Source organism: Chloroflexus islandicus (assembly GCF_001650695.1).
Taxonomy (GTDB): Bacteria; Chloroflexota; Chloroflexia; order Chloroflexales; family Chloroflexaceae; genus Chloroflexus; species Chloroflexus islandicus.
The window spans coordinates 36,004-57,676 of record NZ_LWQS01000052.1 but is presented as its reverse complement, the minus strand read 5'-3'; the positions used below and the strand labels follow the sequence as shown (position 1 = coordinate 57,676).

The 21,673-nt window shown below is 61.9% G+C and carries 16 protein-coding genes; all 16 read left to right on the top strand.

The genetic code is table 11. From position 1 onward, the window contains the following. On the top strand, positions 1 to 3,368 hold a 3,368-nt coding region (locus A6A03_RS10050), incomplete at its 5' end, for a LamG-like jellyroll fold domain-containing protein (protein ID WP_066787323.1). Between the two features lie 103 nt (positions 3,369 to 3,471). Continuing rightward, complete coding sequence (locus tag A6A03_RS10045) at positions 3,472 to 4,530, top strand: LamG domain-containing protein (RefSeq protein WP_245668940.1); 1,059 nt, start codon at positions 3,472 to 3,474, stop codon at positions 4,528 to 4,530. A gap of 7 nt (positions 4,531 to 4,537) precedes the next feature. Continuing rightward, positions 4,538 to 4,861 (top strand): hypothetical protein, encoded by a 324-nt coding sequence (locus tag A6A03_RS10040; RefSeq protein ID WP_066787312.1) that lies wholly within the window; start codon positions 4,538 to 4,540, stop codon positions 4,859 to 4,861. After that, positions 4,854 to 5,558 carry an SDR family NAD(P)-dependent oxidoreductase gene (locus A6A03_RS10035; RefSeq protein ID WP_066787309.1) on the top strand — a complete coding sequence of 235 codons (705 nt, stop codon included), beginning with the start codon at positions 4,854 to 4,856 and terminating at the stop codon, positions 5,556 to 5,558. The genes A6A03_RS10040 and A6A03_RS10035 overlap by 8 nt, the downstream gene beginning before the upstream one ends. Before the next feature lie 25 nt (positions 5,559 to 5,583). After that, on the top strand, positions 5,584 to 6,927 hold the full coding sequence (locus tag A6A03_RS10030; protein ID WP_066787306.1) for an ANL family adenylate-forming protein: 1,344 nt from the start codon (positions 5,584 to 5,586) through the stop codon (positions 6,925 to 6,927). Positions 6,928 to 6,938: 11 nt separating this feature from the next. Beyond that, on the top strand, positions 6,939 to 8,396 hold the full coding sequence (locus A6A03_RS10025; RefSeq protein WP_066787303.1) for a polysaccharide deacetylase family protein: 1,458 nt from the start codon (positions 6,939 to 6,941) through the stop codon (positions 8,394 to 8,396). Positions 8,397 to 9,025: 629 nt separating this feature from the next. Continuing rightward, positions 9,026 to 9,985: an acyltransferase gene (locus A6A03_RS10020; RefSeq protein ID WP_066787300.1), complete on the top strand. Its 960-nt coding sequence runs from the start codon at positions 9,026 to 9,028 to the stop codon at positions 9,983 to 9,985. A 3-nt stretch (positions 9,986 to 9,988) separates the two neighbouring features. Further along, positions 9,989 to 11,071 (top strand): non-hydrolyzing UDP-N-acetylglucosamine 2-epimerase, encoded by a 1,083-nt coding sequence (gene wecB / locus A6A03_RS10015; protein ID WP_066787298.1) that lies wholly within the window; start codon positions 9,989 to 9,991, stop codon positions 11,069 to 11,071. Positions 11,072 to 11,242: 171 nt separating this feature from the next. Next, positions 11,243 to 11,974 (top strand): acyltransferase, encoded by a 732-nt coding sequence (locus tag A6A03_RS10010; protein ID WP_066787294.1) that lies wholly within the window; start codon positions 11,243 to 11,245, stop codon positions 11,972 to 11,974. Positions 11,975 to 12,040: 66 nt separating this feature from the next. After that, positions 12,041 to 13,276 carry a glycosyltransferase family 2 protein gene (locus A6A03_RS10005; protein WP_066787291.1) on the top strand — a complete coding sequence of 412 codons (1,236 nt, stop codon included), beginning with the start codon at positions 12,041 to 12,043 and terminating at the stop codon, positions 13,274 to 13,276. Between the two features lie 14 nt (positions 13,277 to 13,290). Continuing rightward, entirely contained in the window at positions 13,291 to 13,824 is a 534-nt protein-coding gene (locus A6A03_RS10000; RefSeq protein ID WP_066787287.1) for a hypothetical protein, read from the top strand. Next, positions 13,772 to 15,526, top strand: coding sequence for a B12-binding domain-containing radical SAM protein (locus A6A03_RS09995; protein WP_066787284.1), 1,755 nt, complete (start codon positions 13,772 to 13,774; stop codon positions 15,524 to 15,526). Before A6A03_RS10000 ends, A6A03_RS09995 begins: the two co-directional genes overlap by 53 nt. Before the next feature lie 527 nt (positions 15,527 to 16,053). Next, on the top strand, positions 16,054 to 17,577 hold the full coding sequence (locus A6A03_RS09990; protein ID WP_066787282.1) for an ArnT family glycosyltransferase: 1,524 nt from the start codon (positions 16,054 to 16,056) through the stop codon (positions 17,575 to 17,577). A gap of 18 nt (positions 17,578 to 17,595) precedes the next feature. After that, positions 17,596 to 19,089 carry a DUF2339 domain-containing protein gene (locus tag A6A03_RS09985; protein WP_066787279.1) on the top strand — a complete coding sequence of 498 codons (1,494 nt, stop codon included), beginning with the start codon at positions 17,596 to 17,598 and terminating at the stop codon, positions 19,087 to 19,089. 4 nt (positions 19,090 to 19,093) lie between these two features. Next, positions 19,094 to 20,326, top strand: coding sequence for a glycosyltransferase family 4 protein (locus A6A03_RS09980; protein ID WP_066787277.1), 1,233 nt, complete (start codon positions 19,094 to 19,096; stop codon positions 20,324 to 20,326). Next, on the top strand, positions 20,323 to 21,540 hold the full coding sequence (locus A6A03_RS09975; protein WP_245668939.1) for a glycosyltransferase: 1,218 nt from the start codon (positions 20,323 to 20,325) through the stop codon (positions 21,538 to 21,540). Before A6A03_RS09980 ends, A6A03_RS09975 begins: the two co-directional genes overlap by 4 nt. Positions 21,541 to 21,673: the final 133 nt, after the last annotated feature.

The following is a 21,673-nucleotide window of genomic DNA, read 5'->3' as shown; positions in this document are numbered from 1 at the left end:
GTATTTCGTTTGCGATTGCCACCCCGCCTGCGGCAGACACCACCGTGCTGGTGCAGACCTTCGACAGCCGCGAGGTATTGGAGTATACCACGGTAACGATTACCGGCAGCGGTATCGTCCCTACTCCAACCCCAACACCAATACCGCCAACAGCGACCCCAACACCGATTAATTCGCCAACCCCGGCGCCAACAAATACTGCTACGCCTACGCCAACCCCGCCGCCAAGCGGCAACAATCAGCCTTGGACCTTCGTCACCGGCTCATGTGCCAGCGGAGCAATCTTCGGCGTCGCAGGCAGTGCCTGCGGCGGCGGCGGCACTAGCTTCGATGTTGACGAAATCTTCCCGCCGAGCGTTGTGTTTGATGAAGCATCGGCGCTCCGTCCCTGCGAGAACGGACGCACGAGCGGCGTCTGCTACCGGATGTGGTATGTCGGTGTCAGTGATGGAATCCGGCGGATTGGCTATGCCGTTTCACCTGATGGCATCGCATGGACACGGGTTCCCGGCCCACTTACTGGTGGAGCAGTTTTCGTGGGATCTGGCGTCCCCGGCAGCTTCGATAACCTTGGCGTGACAACAATGCATGTCATCCGCTATGGCAATGGCTTTCGGATGTACTACAGCGGGTTTGCATCATCGGGTATGATCGATGGCTTAGGCATGGCCGAATCAACCGATGGTATCACGTGGACGCGCGTGTCCGGCCCATTGGCCGGCGGCGCAATGATCCGTGCGTCGGGACAGGCCAATCAATTTGATGCCACGTATGTGGTTGCGCCAGTTGTCCTCGTTGATGAAGCGTCACCGATCGCACCCTGCGAGAATGGTCGCACCAGCGGCGTCTGCCACCGGATGTGGTTTGAGGGTGTGAACAATGTAAGCAGTTATCTTTTCCGCATCGGTTACGCTGTCTCACCAGATGGAATCAACTGGACGCGAATCGCAACTTTCAGCGACGGCTCGGTAGTGCAGCCTGCGCCCTTTGGCAACTTTGACGACAACAACGCCGGCGTGCCAATGGTCATCAAAGACGGCGCGATCTACCGGATGTGGTTCGAGGCCAATGGTTATAGCAGTGGTTACACCACCGGCTATCTGGTCTCAACTGATGGCCGCAACTGGACCCGTGCTGTACCGAACACGCCGGTGTGGACAGGCACAATGGACCCGATCAACGTGGGCTCGCCTGATGAAGTGTGGGCCGTGCGCGCGTTGAAGGAAGGGCCGTCGTACCGGCTCTATTACACAACCAGCACGCGGCCCAATTCGCGCCGCTTCGCGCTGGCCGCTATGACTCCCGGCACACCGCTGAGCATCAGCGTTGCGCAGACCGGTACCAGCTATACGCTGAATTTTACGACGGATGCGATTCCAGTAGGAGGCAGTGTGTTAATCACATTGCCACCGAGCATCCCAACCAATGCGCTGAGCGCCGGCGCAGTGAGCGGCTTTGGCAGTGGGGCTAACCTTGCGGTTGATCCCGCCGCCGTAACTGATGCGCTCGCTGGCGGTGTGGCCCGTGGCGCATTGCTGTTGCGCCTCCCTGCGGGGGCACCAGCGGGGGCGAAGAGTATTACCTTTACCATCACCGGTCTCAGCGCCGATACTAGCGCGCTGGTGCAAGTGTTCAATGCGCGTGAAGTGATGGGATATGCGACCATTACGTTAGCCGCTTCGACAGAACCGACGGCTACAGCGACCATTGGCCCGTCGCCGACGCCGACGGCTACAGCGACCATTGGCCCGTCGCCGACGCCGACGGCAACCAATACACCTGTACCGACAGCAACTCCAAGCCCGACGGCAACCGCCACCAACACGCCTGTCGCTGGCAGCAACTTCGCGCTCAGCTTCGTGAGCAACGACAGAGCGCGCGGCGCGGCGATCCCCGGCCTGAACGCCAGCCATACCCTCGAATTCTGGTTCCGCCCCAGCGCCACGGGCCAAACCGGCGTTATCGCTGCCAGCGATGCTACTGGCAACACCGGTTGGGCCTTGGAACTGGAGAATAACCGCGTGGTCTGGTGGGTCTTGCGCACTAATGGCCAGTGGGTTTCGGCAGCGCATCCCACCACCCTGACGGCCAATACGTGGCATCACATCGCCGTCACCTACGACGCTGCCGGCACGGCTCGCGTCTTCGTCAACGGCGCACCCAGCACCGCCGTCACCGTGGGAACAATTACCGCCGGCCCCGACTTCGTGCTCGGCGGCGTACCCGGCTACGGCTTCATCGCCGGCCAGATCGACGAACTGCGCGTCTCGAATACGATTCGCTACACCGCCGCCTTTACGCCACCCAGCGCCGCCTTCGCGACCGATGCCAACACAGTGGCCTTGTTTAGCTTCAACGAAGGGAGCGGCCAAGTCACCACCGACCGTTCCGGCAATAATCGCACCTTGACCCTTGGCACCACGCCGAACGCTGATGCTGACGATCCCCTCTGGGTGACGTCAACCGCACCAACTGGCGGTGCGCCGGGAGCAACGCCGGCTCCTAGCCCGACGGCAACCAACACACCTAGCCCGACGGCAACCAACACACCTAGCCCAACGGCAACAGCGACTGCCGGCCCGTCGCCGACGCCAACGGCAACAGCGACTGCCGGCCCGTCACCGACGCCGACAGCAACGGCGACTGCCGGCCCGTCGCCAACACCCACCGCTACGAATACACCATCACCAACCGCGACGGCCACCAACACCCCCGTACCAATCAGTAACTTCGCGCTCAGCTTCGTGAGCAACGACAGCGCACGCGGCGCGGCGATCCCCGGCCTGAACGCCAGCCATACCCTCGAATTCTGGTTCCGCCCCAGCGCCACGGGCCAAACCGGCGTTATCGCTGCCAGCGATGCTACTGGCAACACCGGTTGGGCCTTGGAACTGGAGAATAACCGCGTGGTCTGGTGGGTCTTGCGCACTAATGGCCAGTGGGTTTCGGCAGCGCATCCCACCACCCTGACGGCCAATACGTGGCATCACATCGCCGTCACCTACGACGCTGCCGGCACGGCTCGCGTCTTCGTCAACGGCGCACCCAGCACCGCCGTCACCGTGGGAACAATTACCGCCGGCCCCGACTTCGTGCTCGGCGGCGTACCCGGCTACGGCTTCATCGCCGGCCAGATCGACGAACTGCGCGTCTCGAATACGATTCGCTACACCGCCGCCTTTACGCCACCCAGCGCCGCCTTCGCGACCGATGCCAACACAGTGGCCTTGTTTAGCTTCAACGAAGGGAGCGGCCAAGTCACCACCGACCGTTCCGGCAATAATCGCACCTTGACCCTTGGCACCACGCCGAACGCTGATGCTGACGATCCCCTCTGGGTGACGTCAACCGCGCCAGCAGCGCCGTAAAGGAGGAAGGTAAGGGATGCAGCCCTACCACGGATACCATCTCAACCGAGCCACGTTCAAACTCACGTTGGCTGGGCTGCTATGCCTTACGATGTTGTTCGATATGCAGAATCTGGTTAAACCGCTGCAAGCACAGCGAGGGTCATCGCTACGCTTCTACGGAAGTGGCGCTACTGATCACGATCGTGTTAAGATTCCGCTTGGTTCGCTCGACTCTAGTGGCCGTCTGACTACATCATATCCCGTCAATGTAAGCAGCACATTCACGATTGAGTTCTGGATGAAAGCGACGGCTACCAACAACCCTGCCCCGGCCTGTCCCGGCGGTTGGTATACTGGCAACATCCTCATCGACCGCGATGTGTTTGGCGCTGGCGATTACGGCGATTACGGCGTCGCCATCTGCAATCAGCGATTGGTGGTGGGGGTGAGCATCGGCAGCGATGACCGCCTCTTGACCGGCGCCACGATCGTGACCGACGGGCAATGGCATCACATCGCAATCACCCGCGCCGAGAGCGGGCAGGTGCGCTTGTTTGTCGATGGCCAGCCTGATGGCGTTCTTGCCGGCCCAGCCGGACGGATCGATTACCGGCTCAATCGCACCACCGCGTACCCCGCTAGTGACCCTTTCTTGGTGCTGGGAGCCGAAAAGCACGATTACCCCGGCAGCCGGCATTACAACGGCTTGCTCGACGATCTCCGCCTCTCGCGGGTTGTGCGCTATACTGACGCCTTTCTCCGGCCAACCGCACCGCATCCGGTTGATGCGGATACGGTTGCGCTCTACCGGTTTGATGAAGGTGTGGGGACGGTCATCACCGACAGCGCACCGGGAGGGGTCAGCGCTGGTGAGATCAAACCACGCGACGGCGACCCGACCCAACACTGGTCAACCGATACGCCGTTTGGCGGCGGGATCACTCCTACCGCTACCCCGGTGAGCACCGCGACCAACACCCCGGTGAGCACCGCGACCAACACCCCGGTGAGCACCGCGACCAACACCCCGGTGAGCACCGCAACCAACACCCCGGTGAGCACCGCGACCACGACGCCAACAATAGGAAGCGCACCGCCGGAAGGCGACCACGAAACCCGTATCTACCTACCTCTGATTAGCCGTTTGCACAGCGTACAAGCATCATCGATACAGGAGTAACCAGCGTATGACCAGTCTACCCGTGAGCCGAACAAATCTCGCCAACCTCGTCATCACCAGCTTGCGCGACGTGCTCGAACAGAGTGGACGCCCCTTGCCGGCAACGATTGACGAGTCCACGCTCCTCTTCGGCAAGGGAGCACTGCTCGATTCTTTGGCGCTCGTGACCATGGTGGTCGATCTTGAGCAACGGCTCGAAGAGGAGTATGGCTTGGCGTTGACCTTAGCCGATGATCGGGCGATGTCACAGCGCAACAGTCCATTCCGTAGCGTTGGAGCCTTGGTTGATTACCTCGAGCAATTGATCACCGAGGAGCACGGACGTGACTGAGCAGGAAGTGGTGCTGATTACCGGCAGCAGCCGCGGAATCGGGCGCTTTCTGGTTGAGCATTTTCTGCAACGCGGCGCATTGGTTGAAGGATGCGCGCGCAGCGCAGTCGATTGGGAACTGCCCGGCTACACGCACCATCAAGTCGATGTCAGCAACGAGGGGCAGGTCAAAGCGATGTTGAGCGCCATTCAGCGCCGGCATGGCCGGCTTGATATCGCGATCAACAATGCTGGGATTGCGGCAATGAACCATGCCCTACTGACGCCGGGAGAAACGGCCAGCCGTATCTTGAATATTAACGTGTTGGGCAGTTTTCTAGTTTGCCGGGAAGCGGCTAAGCTGATGCGCCGGCGCAACTATGGTCGTATCGTTAACTTTAGCACCATCGCGGTGCCGCTGCGACTTGAGGGAGAGGCGCTCTACGCCGCTGCGAAGAGTGCGGTCGAAATGCTGACCCGCGTGCTGGCGCGTGAATTTGCGCCCTTTGGGATCACGGTCAACGCGATTGGGCCAACGCCGATCGAGACCGATCTGATCCGGGGTGTGCCGCGCGAGAAGTTGCAGCATATCATCGATACGCTTGCGATCCGGCGCTTTGGCACCTTTGCCGATGTGGCCCATGTGATTGACTTTTTTACCAATCCGGCCAGTGATTATATCACCGGCCAAGTGATCTATCTCGGCGGCGGCGGCTGACGCCGGTTACCGCATGGAGGCTGCTATGAGCATCGCATGGCTTCGTGAACGGATGGAACAGTTCGCCGATCATCCGGCCATTGTCTGGAACGACCATCCCTACCCATACCGCGACCTGCTGGCACGCATGCAAGCGTGGCACGCGGCGCTCGACCAACACGATGTCGGCCCCGGCCATGTCGTGACGATCGAAGGCGATTATTCGCCGAACGCGGTGAGTTTGCTCTTGACCCTGATCGAGCACAACACGATTGTCGTGCCGCTGACCCGCAGCGTTGCTGCGCAGCGCGACGAGTTTCTGGCCATCGCCGAAGTGCAGGTCGTGGTCAGTTTCGACGACAATGATCAGTGGCGGATCGAGCGCCGCGCTGTTGCTGTGACCAATCCGCTCACCCGCCAGTTGATCGAACGCGGCCATCCGGGGTTGGTGCTCTTCTCGTCGGGTTCGACTGGCAAGAGCAAGGCTGCCTTGCACGATTTCATCCCGCTGTTAGAGAAGTTCCAAGTGCCGCGCCATCGCCGGGTGACACTGACCTTTTTGCTGCTCGACCATATCGGCGGGATCAATACGCTCTTTTATACGCTGGCCAACGGCGGCACGGTGGTGGCGGTGCAATCGCGCGATCCCGATGTCGTTTGCCGCGCCATCGAGACGCACCGGGTGCAGACCCTGCCAACCTCGCCGACCTTTCTCAATTTGTTGTTGATTTCGGAAGCCTACCGGCGCTATGACCTCTCGTCGCTTGAGCTGATCACTTACGGCACCGAGGTGATGCCAGAGAGCACCTTACACCGGATTCACGACCTCTTCCCCAATGTGCAGCTCTTGCAAACGTATGGTCTCTCGGAGCTCGGCATCTTGCGCTCAAAGTCACGCGATTCCAATTCACTATGGGTCAAAGTCGGCGGCGAAGGCTTCGAGACCAAGATCGTCGATGGCGTGCTGTGGGTGCGGGCCAAATCGGCCATGCTCGGCTACCTCAACGCACCGAGCCCGTTCGACGAAGAGGGTTGGATGAATACGCAGGATGTGGTCGAAGTTGATGGCGAATACATCCGCATTTTGGGCCGGCGGAGCGAGATCATCAACGTCGGCGGGCAGAAGGTCTACCCGGCAGAGGTCGAGAGCGTGCTCTTGCAGATGCCAAATGTGAAAGACGTGGCCGTAGTGGGTGAGAGCAATCCCATCACCGGTCAGATCGTTACCGCTCGCTTCAACCTGTTCGAGCCGGAAGACCCAAACGAGTTTAAGCGACGGGTGCGCGCCTTCTGCCGCGACCGGCTCGCACCGTACAAGATTCCGGTCAAGATCATCATCACCGAGAACGAACAGCACAGCGCCCGGTTTAAGAAGATGCGGAAAGCGTAAGCATCCAGACCATGATTCCAACCATCACGCTGGCCATTGACCCATCACTGGCGGCGCATCGCGCCGAAATCGGCTACATCTGGCGCACCTTGCTCACTGGCATGGGGTACGGTTGGCGCGAACAACCGTGGGACAGCGAGCGGGTGACGATTGCGTACACGGCCGGGCCGGCCCAACCCCCACCGGCCCAGATCGTGATCCACGCGCGACCCGACCGGTGGGCCAACCCGGCCCAAGCGCGCCTGCTCGGTGCGAAGCAGTGGGATGGATATGATCTGCCGTTGCTGGCGGGTGATCAGGCCAATGCCCAGCCGGCAACCAGCAACGGCACCCTGCACATTCCTGATGACCCCATCTTTGCCGCGTTCTGGTTGCTCAGCGGTTACGAAGAGGAGCAATACCCGACGGTCAAACACGGCTACCGCGATCTGACTGGCGCGCCAATGCTCGAACAGGGCCTGCTGCGCCGCGCCTTGGCATCGGCGGTTGGTTGCTGGCTGGCCGATCTGCTCCAGCACTACGGCTTGCCACCCGGCTTGCCGCGCTGGCCAAATGGGGCAGAACTCGCCGCCACCTGCGGCCACGATGTCGACTACCCGGAAGTAGTGCGCTGGCTCGAACCGCTGCGCATTCTGCTGCGGCAAGGTGCGCGCGGCCTCGGCGCGGCGGTTGATGTCATCAGCGGACGCCGCACGCACTGGCACTTTCGTTCATGGATGGAGCTTGAAGAGCGGATCGGGGCGCGCTCGGCGTTCTACTTCGTCGCTCGCCAAGGCTCGTTGTTGGAATACGCGACCGGCCTGCCCGATCCCTTCTACGACGTGCAAGCGCCTCACTTTCGGGCGTTGTTTCACGAACTGAGCGCAGCGGGTTGGGAGATCGGGCTGCACGCGAGTTATCGCGCCTACACCGACCGCACGCTCTTTGCCGCCGAACGCGTCCGTCTCGCTGCGGCCAGCGGGCAGCCGGTCGACGGCAACCGCCACCACTACTGGCACCTCGACCCGCACCAACCCGAACAGACCTTGCTGATGCACGAGCAGGTCGGCTTTCGCTACGACGCCTCGCTGACCCACAACCGTTACCTTGGTTGGCGGCGCAGCAGCGTATGGCCCTTTTTCCCATGGCACCGCGGGTTGCGCCGTGAGATTCGCACCCTGCAACTGCCCACCGGCTGGATGGATGACCATCTGTTTGGGCAGAAACCGTTTAATCCCGGCGATCGCCAGACCTTGCTCGGCGAACTGCGCGAGACGGTGACGCGACAGGGTGGCTTACTGCTCGTTGACGTGCATGATTATGTCTATGACGACCGGCTTTTTCCGGGATGGGCGGCAACTTATCGTGCGTTATGGGAAGACCTAGCAGCACGAGGGAGAGTCTGGTTCGCCACACCGGCAACCATCGCCGAACACTGGCGGCAGCGCGCAGCGCAGATCGCGGCAGCGAGCGAGGGGTTAGGGCCGTGAACGCGCCAATGCCGGCGAAGCGCGGGCGCTTCGCCCGCACCCGGTGCGTACCGGCATGCTTGCCGCTCGCCGCTTGTCATTGCGAGCCGAGCGCAGGGGCAGCCTGCGGGCCGGCGGCCCGCGCCCCGGCACCTAGGTGGAGCACGGGCGACTCGCCCGCACCCGGTGCGTACCGGCAGCGGTTCCGCCAAAGCGGGAGATTGCTTCGGGGGCTGCGCCCCCTCGCAATGACAGACTGGCTTGCCCGCGAGCTAGGCGGGGCGCGGGCGGCTCGCCCGCACCCGGTGCGTACCGGCATGCTTGCCGCTCGCCGCTTGTCATTGCGAGCCGAGCGCAGGGGCAGCCTGCGGGCCGGCGGCCCGCGCCCCGGCACCTAGGTGGAGCACGGGCGACTCGCCCGCACCCGGTGCGTACCGGCAGCGGTTCCGCCAAAGCGGGAGATTGCTTCGGGGGCTGCGCCCCCTCGCAATGATAGACTGGCTTGCCCGCGAGCTAGGCGGAGCGCGGGCGGCTCGCCCGCACCGGAAGGGACATAGGAGGGAGCGCGAGCGGCTCGCCCGCAGACGTGTTCAAGGACACAGCGGCGCTGTGTCCCTGCGCCCCCTCGCAATGACAGATATGGTATCTTTATGAACTTGTATCGCACCATCATCTTCATCGTGCTCTTCATCGCGCCGCCGGCGGCCAAGCCGGCGATCTTGCGCATCTGCTGCGGTGCGCAGATCGGGCGCGGCGTTTCGATCGGCTGGTTCGCCACGGTGATGGGCCGGCATATCAGCATCGGCGACTACAGCGCTATCCGCGCGCTAACGGTGATCAACTGCGGTGGCGACATCAGCATTGGCCGCTACAGCATCATCAGCAGCTTTACGCTGGTGTACGGCGCTGATGGCTTGCGCATCGGCGATCACAGCTATATTGGCCCGCAGTCGCTGATCAACACCGAAGAAGAGGTACGGATCGGTCACTGGAGTGCGCTCGGCGCGCGGTGTATGGTCTATACCCACGGCTCGTTCTTGCCGTACACTGAAGGCTACTGGGTGCGCTTCGCGCCGGTCGTGGTCGGCAACCGGGTTTGGTGCGCTGCTGGGGTCTTTTTGCATCCCGGCGCGACGGTCGGCGATAACAGTTTTGTGAACTCGCGATCGGTGGTGAGTGGCGAGATTCCGCCCAATTCGATCGTGGAAGGCAACCCGGCGCGGGTGGTCAACGCGATGAGCCGCATGCAACGCGCCATCACCCCGCGCCGGCTCGACGCGATCGCCGGGCAGATGGTGCGCCATTTCGTGACGCTGGCGGCTGCGCATGGCGATCTACGGGTGCTGGCCGAACAGCCCCACCCGCTCGTGCAATCCGGACGGCAAATCTACCAACTTGCGATTGCGCCGGCAACCAGTGACGTGCCAGCGGTTGATCCCGCCCACCCTACCATCTGGCTGATTTGCCGGCGCGACTGGCGGCCACCGTCGGATCTGTGGCTCGACCTGACCGCCAACCGGCGCAGCGCGCACCATGCCGCGCCGCTCGATGCGCTCTGCACCTTCTTGCAGCGATACTACGGCATTCAACTCGAATACGAAGAGAGGTAAGCTATGGCTCGTGTCCTCACCGTGCTCGGCACCCGACCTGAGATTATCAAACTCTCACCACTCATTCCGCTGCTGGAAGAGCGGTTCGATCATATTTTGGTGCATTCCGGCCAGCACTACTCCTACGAAGTTGACGCCATCTTCTTCGAGGAGCTGAGCTTGCCGGCGCCGCGTTACACCCTCGGCGTCGGTTCGGCCCAGCACGGCGAACAGACGGCGCGCATTCTGGCCCGGCTCGAGCCGATTTTGCTGCAAGAACGGCCCGATCTGGTGCTGGTGCAAGGCGATACCAACACAACCATGGCTGGCGCGCTCTGCGCGGCGAAACTCGGCTTTCCGGTGGTGCATTTGGAAGCGGGGGGACGGTCGTTCAACCGGGCTATGCCCGAAGAACTCAACCGGATCATTGTCGATCATATCGCCGAGATTCTGTTGGCCGCCGACGAGATTGCCGCCAACAACCTGCGCGCTGAGGGGTTGCCGGAGGAGCGGATTCACGTGATCGGTTCGACTGCGATTGACGCGGCGCTGCTGCACCGTGAGCGGGCCAAACAGAGCGCGATCTTAACCCAATTAGAACTCCAGCCGGGCGAATACCTCGCGCTCACCCTGCACCGGGCCGAGAATACCGAACCGGCGGTGCTGCCCGGCATCGTGCGCGCGCTCAACGAACTCGCCGAAAGCCACCGGATCGTCTTCCCGGTGCATCCGCGCACCGCCGCAGCACTGGAACGGCAAGGGTTGCAACTCTCGCCACGGATCCTGACCACGCGCCCGCTTGGCTACCTCGACACGCTCTGCCTCGTGCAAGCGGCCCAAGCCCTCCTCACCGATTCAGGCGGGTTGCAAGAAGAGGCCGCCGTGCTCGGCACTCCCATCTTGCTGGTGCGCAACGAAACCGAATGGCGCTATCTGGTCGACGCAGGGGTTGCGGTGCTGATCGGCAACCGTTATGAAAGCATCCTCGCCGGCGCCGCGACGTGGCTCAGTCCCGCTGGACTTGATCGCCTGCGCGCGGCGCGATCGCCGATTGTCAGCGGGGCCGCCGAGCGAGCTGTGGCGATTATGGCTGCATACGCGCAGTAATCACCCCGCTTAACCCGCTATTCAGAGCGACGTTGCAATGCAACGTCGCTTTAAGATTCCTCATTACGTTTTTGTCACACTTACGCCTACCGGTAGTTAGTCAAAGTTCAGACCTGCCGGTTATGCTGGCAACACCTAGAATAACGATGTGTGGGTGGATGAGTACAAACCATGACCGATCGATTGCAGCTCTACCTCAGCCGGCAAGCCAATTCTCTGCCACGGTACGTTGCCGAGCAGCTCGTGCAGAGTGTGTTCGGCTGGATACCGAGCGTGATCGGGATTGGCATCCGCGCGATTGCCTACCGCGCCATGATGCCCATGGACGGCATCGCTGCCATTGAAGACGGCGTGCGCATCCGTTTTGCCAGCAATGTGCGGCTAGGAGCGGGAGTGTACCTCGATCATGGCGTCTACCTGCACGCTTGTCCGGGTGGCATCACCATCGGCGCCGAGAGCATGGTGATGAAAAACGCCATTCTCCACGTCTACAACTTTCGCAACCTCCCCCATAGCCATATCACCATCGGACGGCGATCGCTCATCGGCGAGAGCTGCATTCTGCGCGGTCAAGGCGGTATTACCATCGGCGATGATGTCTATCTGGGGACGCTCGTGCAAATACTGGCAGTCAATCACGTCTTCAGCGATACGACTCGCCCGATCAGCGCCCAAGGCATCACCGCCCAAGGGATCAGTATCGGCGACGGCTCGTGGATCGGGAGCGGCGCCATCATTCTCGACGGTGTGCGGATTGGGAAGAATGTCGTGATTGGCGCGGGTGCAGTGGTGACGAAAGACATTCCCGATTACTGTATTGCGGTGGGCAATCCCGCCCGGGTGGTGCGTAATCTGAGCACCGATCCGTTACCGATCGAACAATTGGCAATACCCGTGTATTAAACAGTGAGACGCACGAAGATGCGTCCGGTAGGGTTGCAACTATGCGACCAAAGGGAGGGGGAAGACATGACCACGCTTTCCGTTGTGATACCGGCCTACAATGAAGAGGACGGGATCGCAGCCATTGTCGAACGAGTCTTGGCGATCCGGCCGGCATTGCAAGAGGTTGGCGTTGACGATCTTGAGTGCATTGTGGTTGACGATGGCTCAAAGGATCGCACCGCCGCGATTGTGCAGAGCTTCGGCGACCGGGTGCGGCTGATCCGGCAGCAGAATCGCGGCTATGGCGGCGCCTTGAAGACCGGCTTCAGCCAAGCGCGCGGCGAGCTAATCGGCTTCCTCGACGCCGACAGCACCTACCCGCCTGAATACTTCCCGCAGATGTGCAAAGTCGCGCTAGAAGGCGCCGACATTGTGATCGGCAGCCGCATGGCGGGCGCGCACAGCGAGATGCCGTTGGTGCGCCGGATTGGCAACACGATCTTTGCGACGATGCTCTCGCTGGTGGCCGGCGTGCGGATCAGCGACAGCGCCAGCGGCCAGCGCGTGTTGCGCCGCTCCATCTTGCCGGTCATCTACCCGCTGCCCAACACCCTCGATTTCACCCCGGCGATGAGCACCCGCGCCCTCCACGAAGGGTTGCGAATGGTCGAAGTGCCCATCCCGTACAAAGAGCGGTCGGGTCGCAGCAAGCTCCACGTGATTCGCGATGGTCTGCGCTTTACCAAGTCGATTGTCTGGACGGCGCTGACCTATAACCCGGTGCGGATCTTTGGCGGGGTCGGGCTGGCCTTGCTGGCACTGGCCTTACTGATCACACTGGGGCAAAGCATCGGAATCGGGCTAGGGCTACTCGCCGGCTGGTCATTCCCGCAGCTCTTCGGCGCGCTGGTGCTGGCCGTCGCCGGTGTCACACTCTACACCACCGGCACCTCGTTTAGCTATCTGGTTGCCCTCTTCCACAAGCGCGCCATCCGGCAAGGCTTGTTTGGCCGGCGCGGCAACGGGCGCCGGATCGAGCGCCATTACTGGTGGTTGGGATTGCTGGCCATCCTTGGCGGAATTGCCACCTACATTGCCGCAGTCGCGTTTGATCTGACCAATCCGGCGCTGGCTAATTCGTGGTTTGCACCGGTGGTCAGCGCGATGCTGGTGCTGATGGGAGTACAACTGGTCAGCGCATGGGGACTGGCGCGAGTCTTGGCCGAACTAAGCCGGCGCGAGAGCGAGCAAGCCGCTGATCTCAACTGGACATATACGCCGCTGACAACGCCGGTTGAGCCGGTAGCGCAAACAGCCTAGCGCGAGGAAAGGACGTGGAACAGTTTTACGTATGGAGTGAACAGAACCTCGGCCAGACGCACTATGTGATCGGTTATCTGGTCGTCTTAATCAGCCACAACTGGCCGATTATGGCTGCACTGGCAGCGGCGCTGTTCTTCAGCCTCCAGCTCTACCGGCAACCATCACGGGCTAATGCCGTCTGGCTGTTTAGCGCGCTGCTATTTGGGTTAGGGTACGAATACGAAAAACATGTGGCCGGCGAACTCCATCACGCGATCGATATGCTGTTCGGCTTGGAAATCGCCCATTGGAATCGACCGCTGCACTTCATCGTCGGCCCAGTCATCAATACGGGATTCGTGCTGACAACCTTTCTGATGGTGTTTCACGGTCTGCACCTGTCATTCGGATCGTCTATGATGAACGCATTCCGCCGCTTCTACCCTGCCCGCACCAATGCGACAACAAGCGGCGCTACCGCATCACGTGATGCCAAACCACAAGAGGAGAACCATGAGCGAGCAGGAAACGACGCCAACTCAACGCAAACAAGCGCCGGGCGATAAACCGACCGGCATTAAGCTGGTCGCCCCGGCCCGGCCTAACGAACGCGCCGGCGAGATCCGCTTTGTCGAAATGCCGCGCGAGAAGACGCCCCGGCTTGATGTGCTGGTGTTGAACCCGCCATCGCCCGACGGTGATCTCTTCTTGCGTGATATTGCCCGCGTTGGCCGGCGCACCCGCGACGGTATTATCTGGCCGCAAACCGCGTTGGCCCAAATCGGCGCGGTGGTGAAGGAAGCCGGTTATACGGTCGAGGTGATCGATGCGATCGGCCTCATGATGGATTGGAAGTCGTTCGAGAAGTATATGTGGGAAAAGAAGCCGCGCTACATGATCATCCACGCGACGGCTCCCACCTTAACGAACGACATGCGGACGACGTTCATCGGCAAAGCGGTGGGCACCATCACGATGGCGATCGGCACCCACGTCACACCGATGACCCGCGAGACGCTCGAAGCCTACCCGACGCTCGACATCGTGGTGCGCGGCGAACCAGAGCTGACCATTGTTGATGTCATCCGCACGATCGACCGCGTGGTTCAGCAAGAGCACGCCGATGAGACGGTGCCGGTCGGCAACCCCGATCTCACTGCACCGTGGCGCAAATTGCCCTTCCCTGACGCTTCGTACCTGACCACGCGCGGACGGTTTCTCGGTGTGCATCCCAAGATTATCGCCAAAGCCCTGCGCGAAACGCTCGGCGTCGGCTACCGCGACGAGCACGGCGAGGTACAGATCAATCCTGACCGGCCATTTATTGAAGATCTTGACACCTTGCCCATCCCGTTGCACGACCAGTTGCCGTGGCAGCGCTACAAAGTGCCGATCGTCGGCGGCCCCTACACCTTCGTGCTCACCAGCCGAGGCTGCCCCGCCGGCTGCCGCTACTGCATCAAGCACGTGACCTACCAATCGAGTGTGCGCCACCGCAGCCCGCATCACGTCTTGCAAGAGATGATCATGCTCAAAGAGATGGGCATGCATCACATCCACTTCGAGGCCGACCTGTTTACGGTCAAGAAGGAGTTTGTCTACGACCTCTGCAACACGATCATCAAAGAGGGGATCAAGCTGCGCTGGAGCTGCAACAGCCGGGTTGATTTTGTTGATGAGGATGAGCTGCGGTTGATGCGCAAGGCCGGCTGCTTTATGATCGCGTGGGGTCTTGAGAGCGGTAGCGAAGAGGTGTTGAAGCGGGCACGCAAGGGCACCACCGTCAAGCGGATCGAAGAGACGATTGCTGCCAGCCACCGGGCCGGGATTATGAACTGGGGCTATTTCATCATCGGCCTGCCGGGTGAGACGGTCGAGACGATTCAGCAGACGATCGCCCTCTCGAAGCGGTTGCCACTTGATATCGCCCTCTTCCATATCGCGACACCCTACCCCGGCACGCCTTTCTATTACGAAGCGGTGGCCAACGGCTGGATCCGGATGAACCAGTGGGAAGACTACGATATGTACTCCCACACGGTGCTGAACTACCCGCACCTCAGCTCGGCTGATCTGGAGTATTGGGCCAAGCGAGCGGCGCGCGAGTGGTCACTGCGGCCACGCCCGATCATGACCTTCCTCAAGGGCGCAGCCAACCCCGAAACATGGGGCCAGCTCTGGCAGATCGGCGTCAACCATCTGAAGTGGATCGGCGGCAGCCTGCGTAATGAGGGTCTGCGCCGCCTGAGCGGCAGCGGCACGATGTAGCTCACCGCCGTCTCGCTCACAAGGTGGGAGAGGGGCGATCATGGAACGGTATGCGCGGCATGCGCCGCGTCCTTCATCTCTCGCCCCTCTCCTGCCTCGCGGGAGGGGGGTAGACGGAACCGCGCATCCGGCACCCGGCCCTGAAGGGCCGGGCTTGGGTTACAAAGCCCGCTACGCGGGCTAATGACCCTCACCCCCAGCCCTTTTCCCACTGGCGCGGGAGAGGGGAGTGTAGCACTAGGTGTTGAAGCATTGCACAGCGATCAACGGTTGTGATCGACCACATGTTCTGTCCGCACCTCAACTATCGCGGGAGAGGGGTGGACAGAACCGCGCATCCGGCACCCGGCCCTGAAGGGCCGGGCTAGGGTTACGAAGCCTGCTACGCGGGCTGATGACCTCCAGCCTCGCTCCTACGAACGCGGGAGAGGGAACGTACAGCACCGCAGCGCGCAGCGTACTGGGCCGCCACCAGAGCCGCCGAGCACAATCCTGCCGGACGCCATTGACGTTAGCAGCGGGGGAGTATGAATAAACCCATCGCCACCCAACCACGGAGCTCGCCAGCCACACGTATTCACTATGGCGAGCGGATTGCAGCGTTGATCGTCGTCGTTCTCATCGCGATGCTCGCCTTGATCAACCTGCCCTACGCACCCCGCACGTGGTTCGATGAAGGATCGCACCTGCACGTGCCAGAGACGCTGGTGCGCTATGGGGTCTATGCCGATATCAGCAGCGAAGGGTTTCGCTACTTTGGGCCGACGATTGGGGTCGGGCCGACGGTGATGTTGCCGGTAGCGGCGGTCTTTGCAGTGGTTGGGGTTGATCTGCTGCCAGCGCGGCTGGTGATCGTAGCCTACCTCTTTGCCGCCCTGCTGATCTTTTATCAACTGGCCCGCCGCCTGCACGGGGGGCGCTTGGCGCTGCTGACGATGTTGTTACTGCTCGCCTCACGCACCCGCGGCTTTGAAGGCATGGTCGAATATGGCCGGCAAGTGTTGGGTGAAGTGCCGGGAATAGCGTGGCTAGGGGCTGGTCTGCTGGCGTACACGGTAGCCATCTTTCAGCCCGCGCAACGCCGGCGCTACGCGCTGCTTGCCGGGGTTGGCTTTGGCTTGGCCCTGATCACCAAAAACCAGTTTGCGTTGATTGTCGCGCCGGGTTTAGGGTTGCTAGCCCTACTCGACTGGCGCTACTTCCGGGTGGGTGATTGGTGGTTGCGCTTGGCGCCACCTATCATTGCCGGTGGGATGTTTGCCGGATGGTTGTTGATCATGCTGGCCTTCCTCGGCCCGGCTGATTTCAGCGCCAATCTTGCCAAGACCCGGCAAGCCGCTGGCGGCGCTATCTTTGTGTTTGATCTGGAAGCGACCCTGCGCGCGGTACGCTATCTGGTGCAGGTGTACGGAGGTTTACTCGTGCCGGCGCTGGTGTACAGCCTCTGGCGCTGCCGGCGCGGGGGTGCTGCCGCCTTCGCCGAACTGGCGCCAACCCTCTTGGCGGTGCTCTGGCTGGCTTGGTACCTTGTGTCGCTCGGCTGGCCACGCTACGCCTTCCCGGCAGTGGCCCTCGGCGCGCCGGCGGTGGCGCGGATGATCGCTGACCTGATCGGTTGGCTCTGGCAACGCCGGCAACCACTGCTGGCCGGAGCAGCCGGAGTGTATCTAGCGTTGGTGATCGGCTTCTCACTCAGCCTAACTGCGCGGGTGGTGTTTACGCCCGATGATTCAGCGCACCGGATGGCAGCCTTCCTCAACCAGACCGTTCCCGCTGACCGCATCATCGAGACGTGGGAACCGGAATTAGCTACCTTCACCGACCACACCTACCACTACGTGCCCACCGAACTGCTTGATCCGGCGGTGCGGCAGGCATGGTTGGGCGGGCCGCCGGTAGCTTACGATGGCCTCGCTGCCCAGCCGCCATACGTGCTGACCGGGCCATTTAGCGCGTATACCGGCATCTATTCTGTCGATGCTTTAGCGCGTGAATACACCATCATCTACAGCGCCGGGCCGTACACGCTGTGGCAGCGACGGGAACCATAACCCGACGAAAGGATCGCTATGCGTCGTTTTTGGCTGATCGTCTTTCTGCTGTTCTTCAGTTATGCCTACGTCTTGCCGCGCTGGTCGGATTGGAACCAGAACTCGCGGTTAAATTTAGTGTTAGCGCTGGTTGACGATGGCACGCCAAAAATTGATCGCTATGTTGCAAATACCGGCGACTATGCACTGTACAATGGCCACGCCTACACCGATAAACCGCCGGGTTTGTCATTTCTCGGCATCCCGGTCTACGCCGCTATCAGGCCATTGCTTGATGCGCCGCCGGTGCAAGCCCAATTCGATCGGATCGGCAGCCGGTTTGAAGAGACGCTCAAGCCCGATGGCAGCGGCTTACGGGCTGACAAGATCCGGTTTGCGTTGGTGCAGTACCTGCTCACGCTGGTCGTGGTTGCGTTGCCGGCGGCGTTGTTTGGCGGCTTCTTCTTTCTGGTGCTGCAACGGCTCGGCGTGGCGCCGGCGCCGGCCAGCATCGGCGCGCTGGGGTATGGGTTAGCCACCAGCGCCGCTCCGTACGCCGGCAACTTCTACGCGCACCAGTTAGTGGCCGTGCTCCTCTTTACCGCCTTTGCCTTGGCGTGGTCGCCACCAGTGCGCTGGTCGCCGTGGGCCAGCGGTGCGCTGGTTGGCCTGCTGCTTGGCTGGGCCGTGATCAGCGAATACCCGGCAGCGCCGGCAGCCGCCATGATCGGGTTGTACGCGCTCTACCGGCGTGGCTGGCGCTGGCTGCCAGCGATGGCAGCGGGAGGCGCGTTGCCGGGAGTATTGTTGATCGGCTATGACCTTGCCGCCTTTGGCACGCCATGGCCGATCGGCTACGCCTATTCTGCGCTCTGGCAAGAGCAACACCACACCGGTTTCATGAGCCTCACGGCACCCCAATGGGAGGCTATCTGGGGCTTGACCTTCAGCGAGTTCCGCGGTCTCTTTTTCCGCGCGCCATGGCTCTTGCTCGCGTTGCCAGCCTACTGGATCGGCTGGCGCCGGCGTGAACAGCGGGCCGAGTGGTGGGTATTGGTGCTAGTGCCACTGGCCTTTCTGCTCTTCTACGGGTCATCAATTATGTGGTGGGGCGGATTTGCCGCTGGGCCGCGTTACATTGTGCCGCTGATCCCCTTCCTTGCTCTGCCGGCGGCGCTCTTGATCGGGCACGGCTGGGGCCGGGTCGGGTGGCGCCTTGGCGCATTCGGCTTGCTCAGCGTCTCATTTGTCCTTATTTGGATGGAGGCAACGGCAACCCAGCTCTTCCCCAGCGACGCCATCCGGGCCACGTGGCGCGAGTATGTGATTCCGGCATGGCAACAAGGCGATATTGCCCGCAACGCCGGCATGGTCTTGCAACTTGAGGGAGCGGCCAGCTTATTGCCGTTGCTCGTCGGATTGGTCGCCGGCATTATCATCCTATTGCGCCCTTTGGAAACGTCCGAGCGCACGGCTGCACGCCCAGCCGCTACGCCGCCCACCACACCCGTGGCGCCGCCTGCTCAGAGGTGAACTCATGCGTATTTTGATGCTGACGCTGATCGCGCCCTACCCGCCCGACAGCGGCCCCAAGATCAAGACCTACAACGTGTTGCAGTACCTATGCGAGCGCCACGAGGTCACGCTGGTCTCGCTCGTGCGGAACGAGCAAGAGCGCGCCCATGCCGAATCGCTCCGCCGGATCTGCCGTGACGTATACACGGTGCCGTTTCAGCGTTCGCGTTGGAAAGATGCGCGCTTTTTGCTCAAGAGCGCCCTCACCGGCGAGTCGTTCATTCTCAGCCGCGACGCCTCGCCGGAACTGCACCAGTTGCTGCGCCACCTGACGGCGCGTGAGCATTTTGACATCATTCACGCCGACCAGCTCAATATGGCGCCGTTTGCGGTTGATGTGCCGGGAGGGGCGCGGATCATTGACCAGCACAATGCCGTGTGGACGATCGTCGCCCGCATGGCGGCCCGGTCTGATCTGATCCGGCGGATCGGGTTGCAGATCGAAGCACGCCGGCTGCGGCGGGCCGAGGCGCGGTTGTGCGCACGCTTTGATGGCATGCTAGCGGTCAGCGAACCGGATTATGCGTTTCTCAAGCTAGCCGCCGCCGATGCTGGGGTCGCATTACCGCCCACGGCGATCATTCCAATTGCGATCGATGCGCGCAGTGAAGCGCCGGTGCAACGGCACAGCGCGCCCGATACGATCCTCAGCATGGCGACGATGTTTTGGCCGCCCAACGTTGATGGCGTGCTCTGGTTTGCCCGCGAAGTCTGGCCGTTGGTGCGGCAAGCCGTACCACAGGCACGGGTGGCGTTGGTTGGCTCGCGACCGCCAGAGACAGTGCGCCAATTGGCCGCCGATCCCGCGATTGAAGTGCCCGGCTACGTCGCCGATCCGCGCCCATACCTCGAACGGACGGCAGCCTTGATCGTGCCGGTGCATGCCGGCGGCGGCATGCGGGTGAAGATTTTGGAAGCTTTAGCCCGCGGCTTGCCGATCGTCTCAACGACCATCGGGTACGAAGGGATTGACCTCACGCCGGGAGAGCACCTGCTGGTGGGTGACACACCGCAGGCGTTTGCCGAAGCGTTGATCCGGCTCCTGCGCGATCCGGAGCTCGGACGACGATTAGCTGCGCAAGGGCGGCGCGTCGCCGAAGAACGTTACGACTGGCGGGTGGTCTGCCCAGCTATCGATCACCTGTACGCCACTGCACTGCAACGAGCCAATTCTCTGCCAGCGGGGCAGCGATGATGAACATTTTGTTTGTTTCGCCCTACACCCCATCACCGATTCGCGTGCGCCCGTACCAATTCATCCGGCATTTAGCCCAACGCGGGCATGCGATCACGCTGGTGTGCGCCGCCGACAATGCGGCTGCCCTCACCGAATTGCGCGCGATCTGCCGGCAAGTGGTAGCGGTGCCGGTACGGCGCACCGATCACCTGCTGGCATATATGCGCGCCTTACCGGGCGCATTGCCACTGCAAGCGGCGCACTGCCTCACCCCGGCGATGGTCGCGGCAGTCGCGCACGAAATCAAGCAGGGTAAACATCACGTCATCCACATCGAACATCTCCGCGCGGCTGAGATCGTCCGCGCTGCCTTGCGCCAGTGCGGCGACGGCCCCCCCGCCGTACTCGATGCGGTTGACAGCATCACCCTGTTATTCGAGCGCACGCTGCGGCGCGGCGCCAACCTGAGCAGCCGGCTGCGCGCGCTAATCGATCTGGCCCGCACCCGGCATTACGAAGCCGCCTACCCGCACCGCTTCGCCGCGATCGCAGTGACATCGCCGGAAGACCGCTGGGCATTACTCACGCTCAATCGCGCCCTCGACCGTCCGGGAGGCTGCCCGATCATCGTCGCGCCAAACGGGGTCGATCTAACCTACTTTCAAGCCTACACCGGCCCGCGCCAACCGCATCACCTTGTCTTCACCGGCAAGATGAGCTATCACGCCAACGAGGCCGCTGCCCGCTACTTGATTGAAGACATTATGCCGCTGGTGTGGGCCAAACGGGCCGAAGTGACCGTCACCTTGGCCGGAGCCGAGCCGGGGCCGCGCCTGCGCGCCTATGCCCGCGATCCGCGGATCACCGTGACCGGCGCCGTCCCCGACCTACGACCCTATCTCACCGAAGCCACTGTAGCGGTTGCACCCATCCGTTACGGCGTAGGGGTGCAGAATAAAGTGCTGGAAGCCATGGCCACCGCCACCCCCGTCATTACCGCCCGCCAAGCGACGGTTGCGCTCAGCGCGCAACCCGGACGCGATCTGGTGGTTGCCGGCGATGCCAGCAGCTTCGCCCACGCCATCCTCACCTTGCTCGATGATGATGAGCGCCGCGCTGCGATTGGGCAAGCGGGGCGGCTGTACGTCGAGCGCCACCACAACTGGCAGCAGAGTGTAAGCCGGCTGGAAACTGTCTACGCTTCAGCCGGCACCTCACTGCATCACCGCTAGCGATGAAAGAATATTCATTTTTTCTACGCTAATCTTCAGATCATCTTTAGCTCATGCGCAGATAATTTGAGTGGCATTGTAGTAGCGCGTTTCATTCAACACCACGCTCTCGCTCATCAGCGGCGCCTGTTTA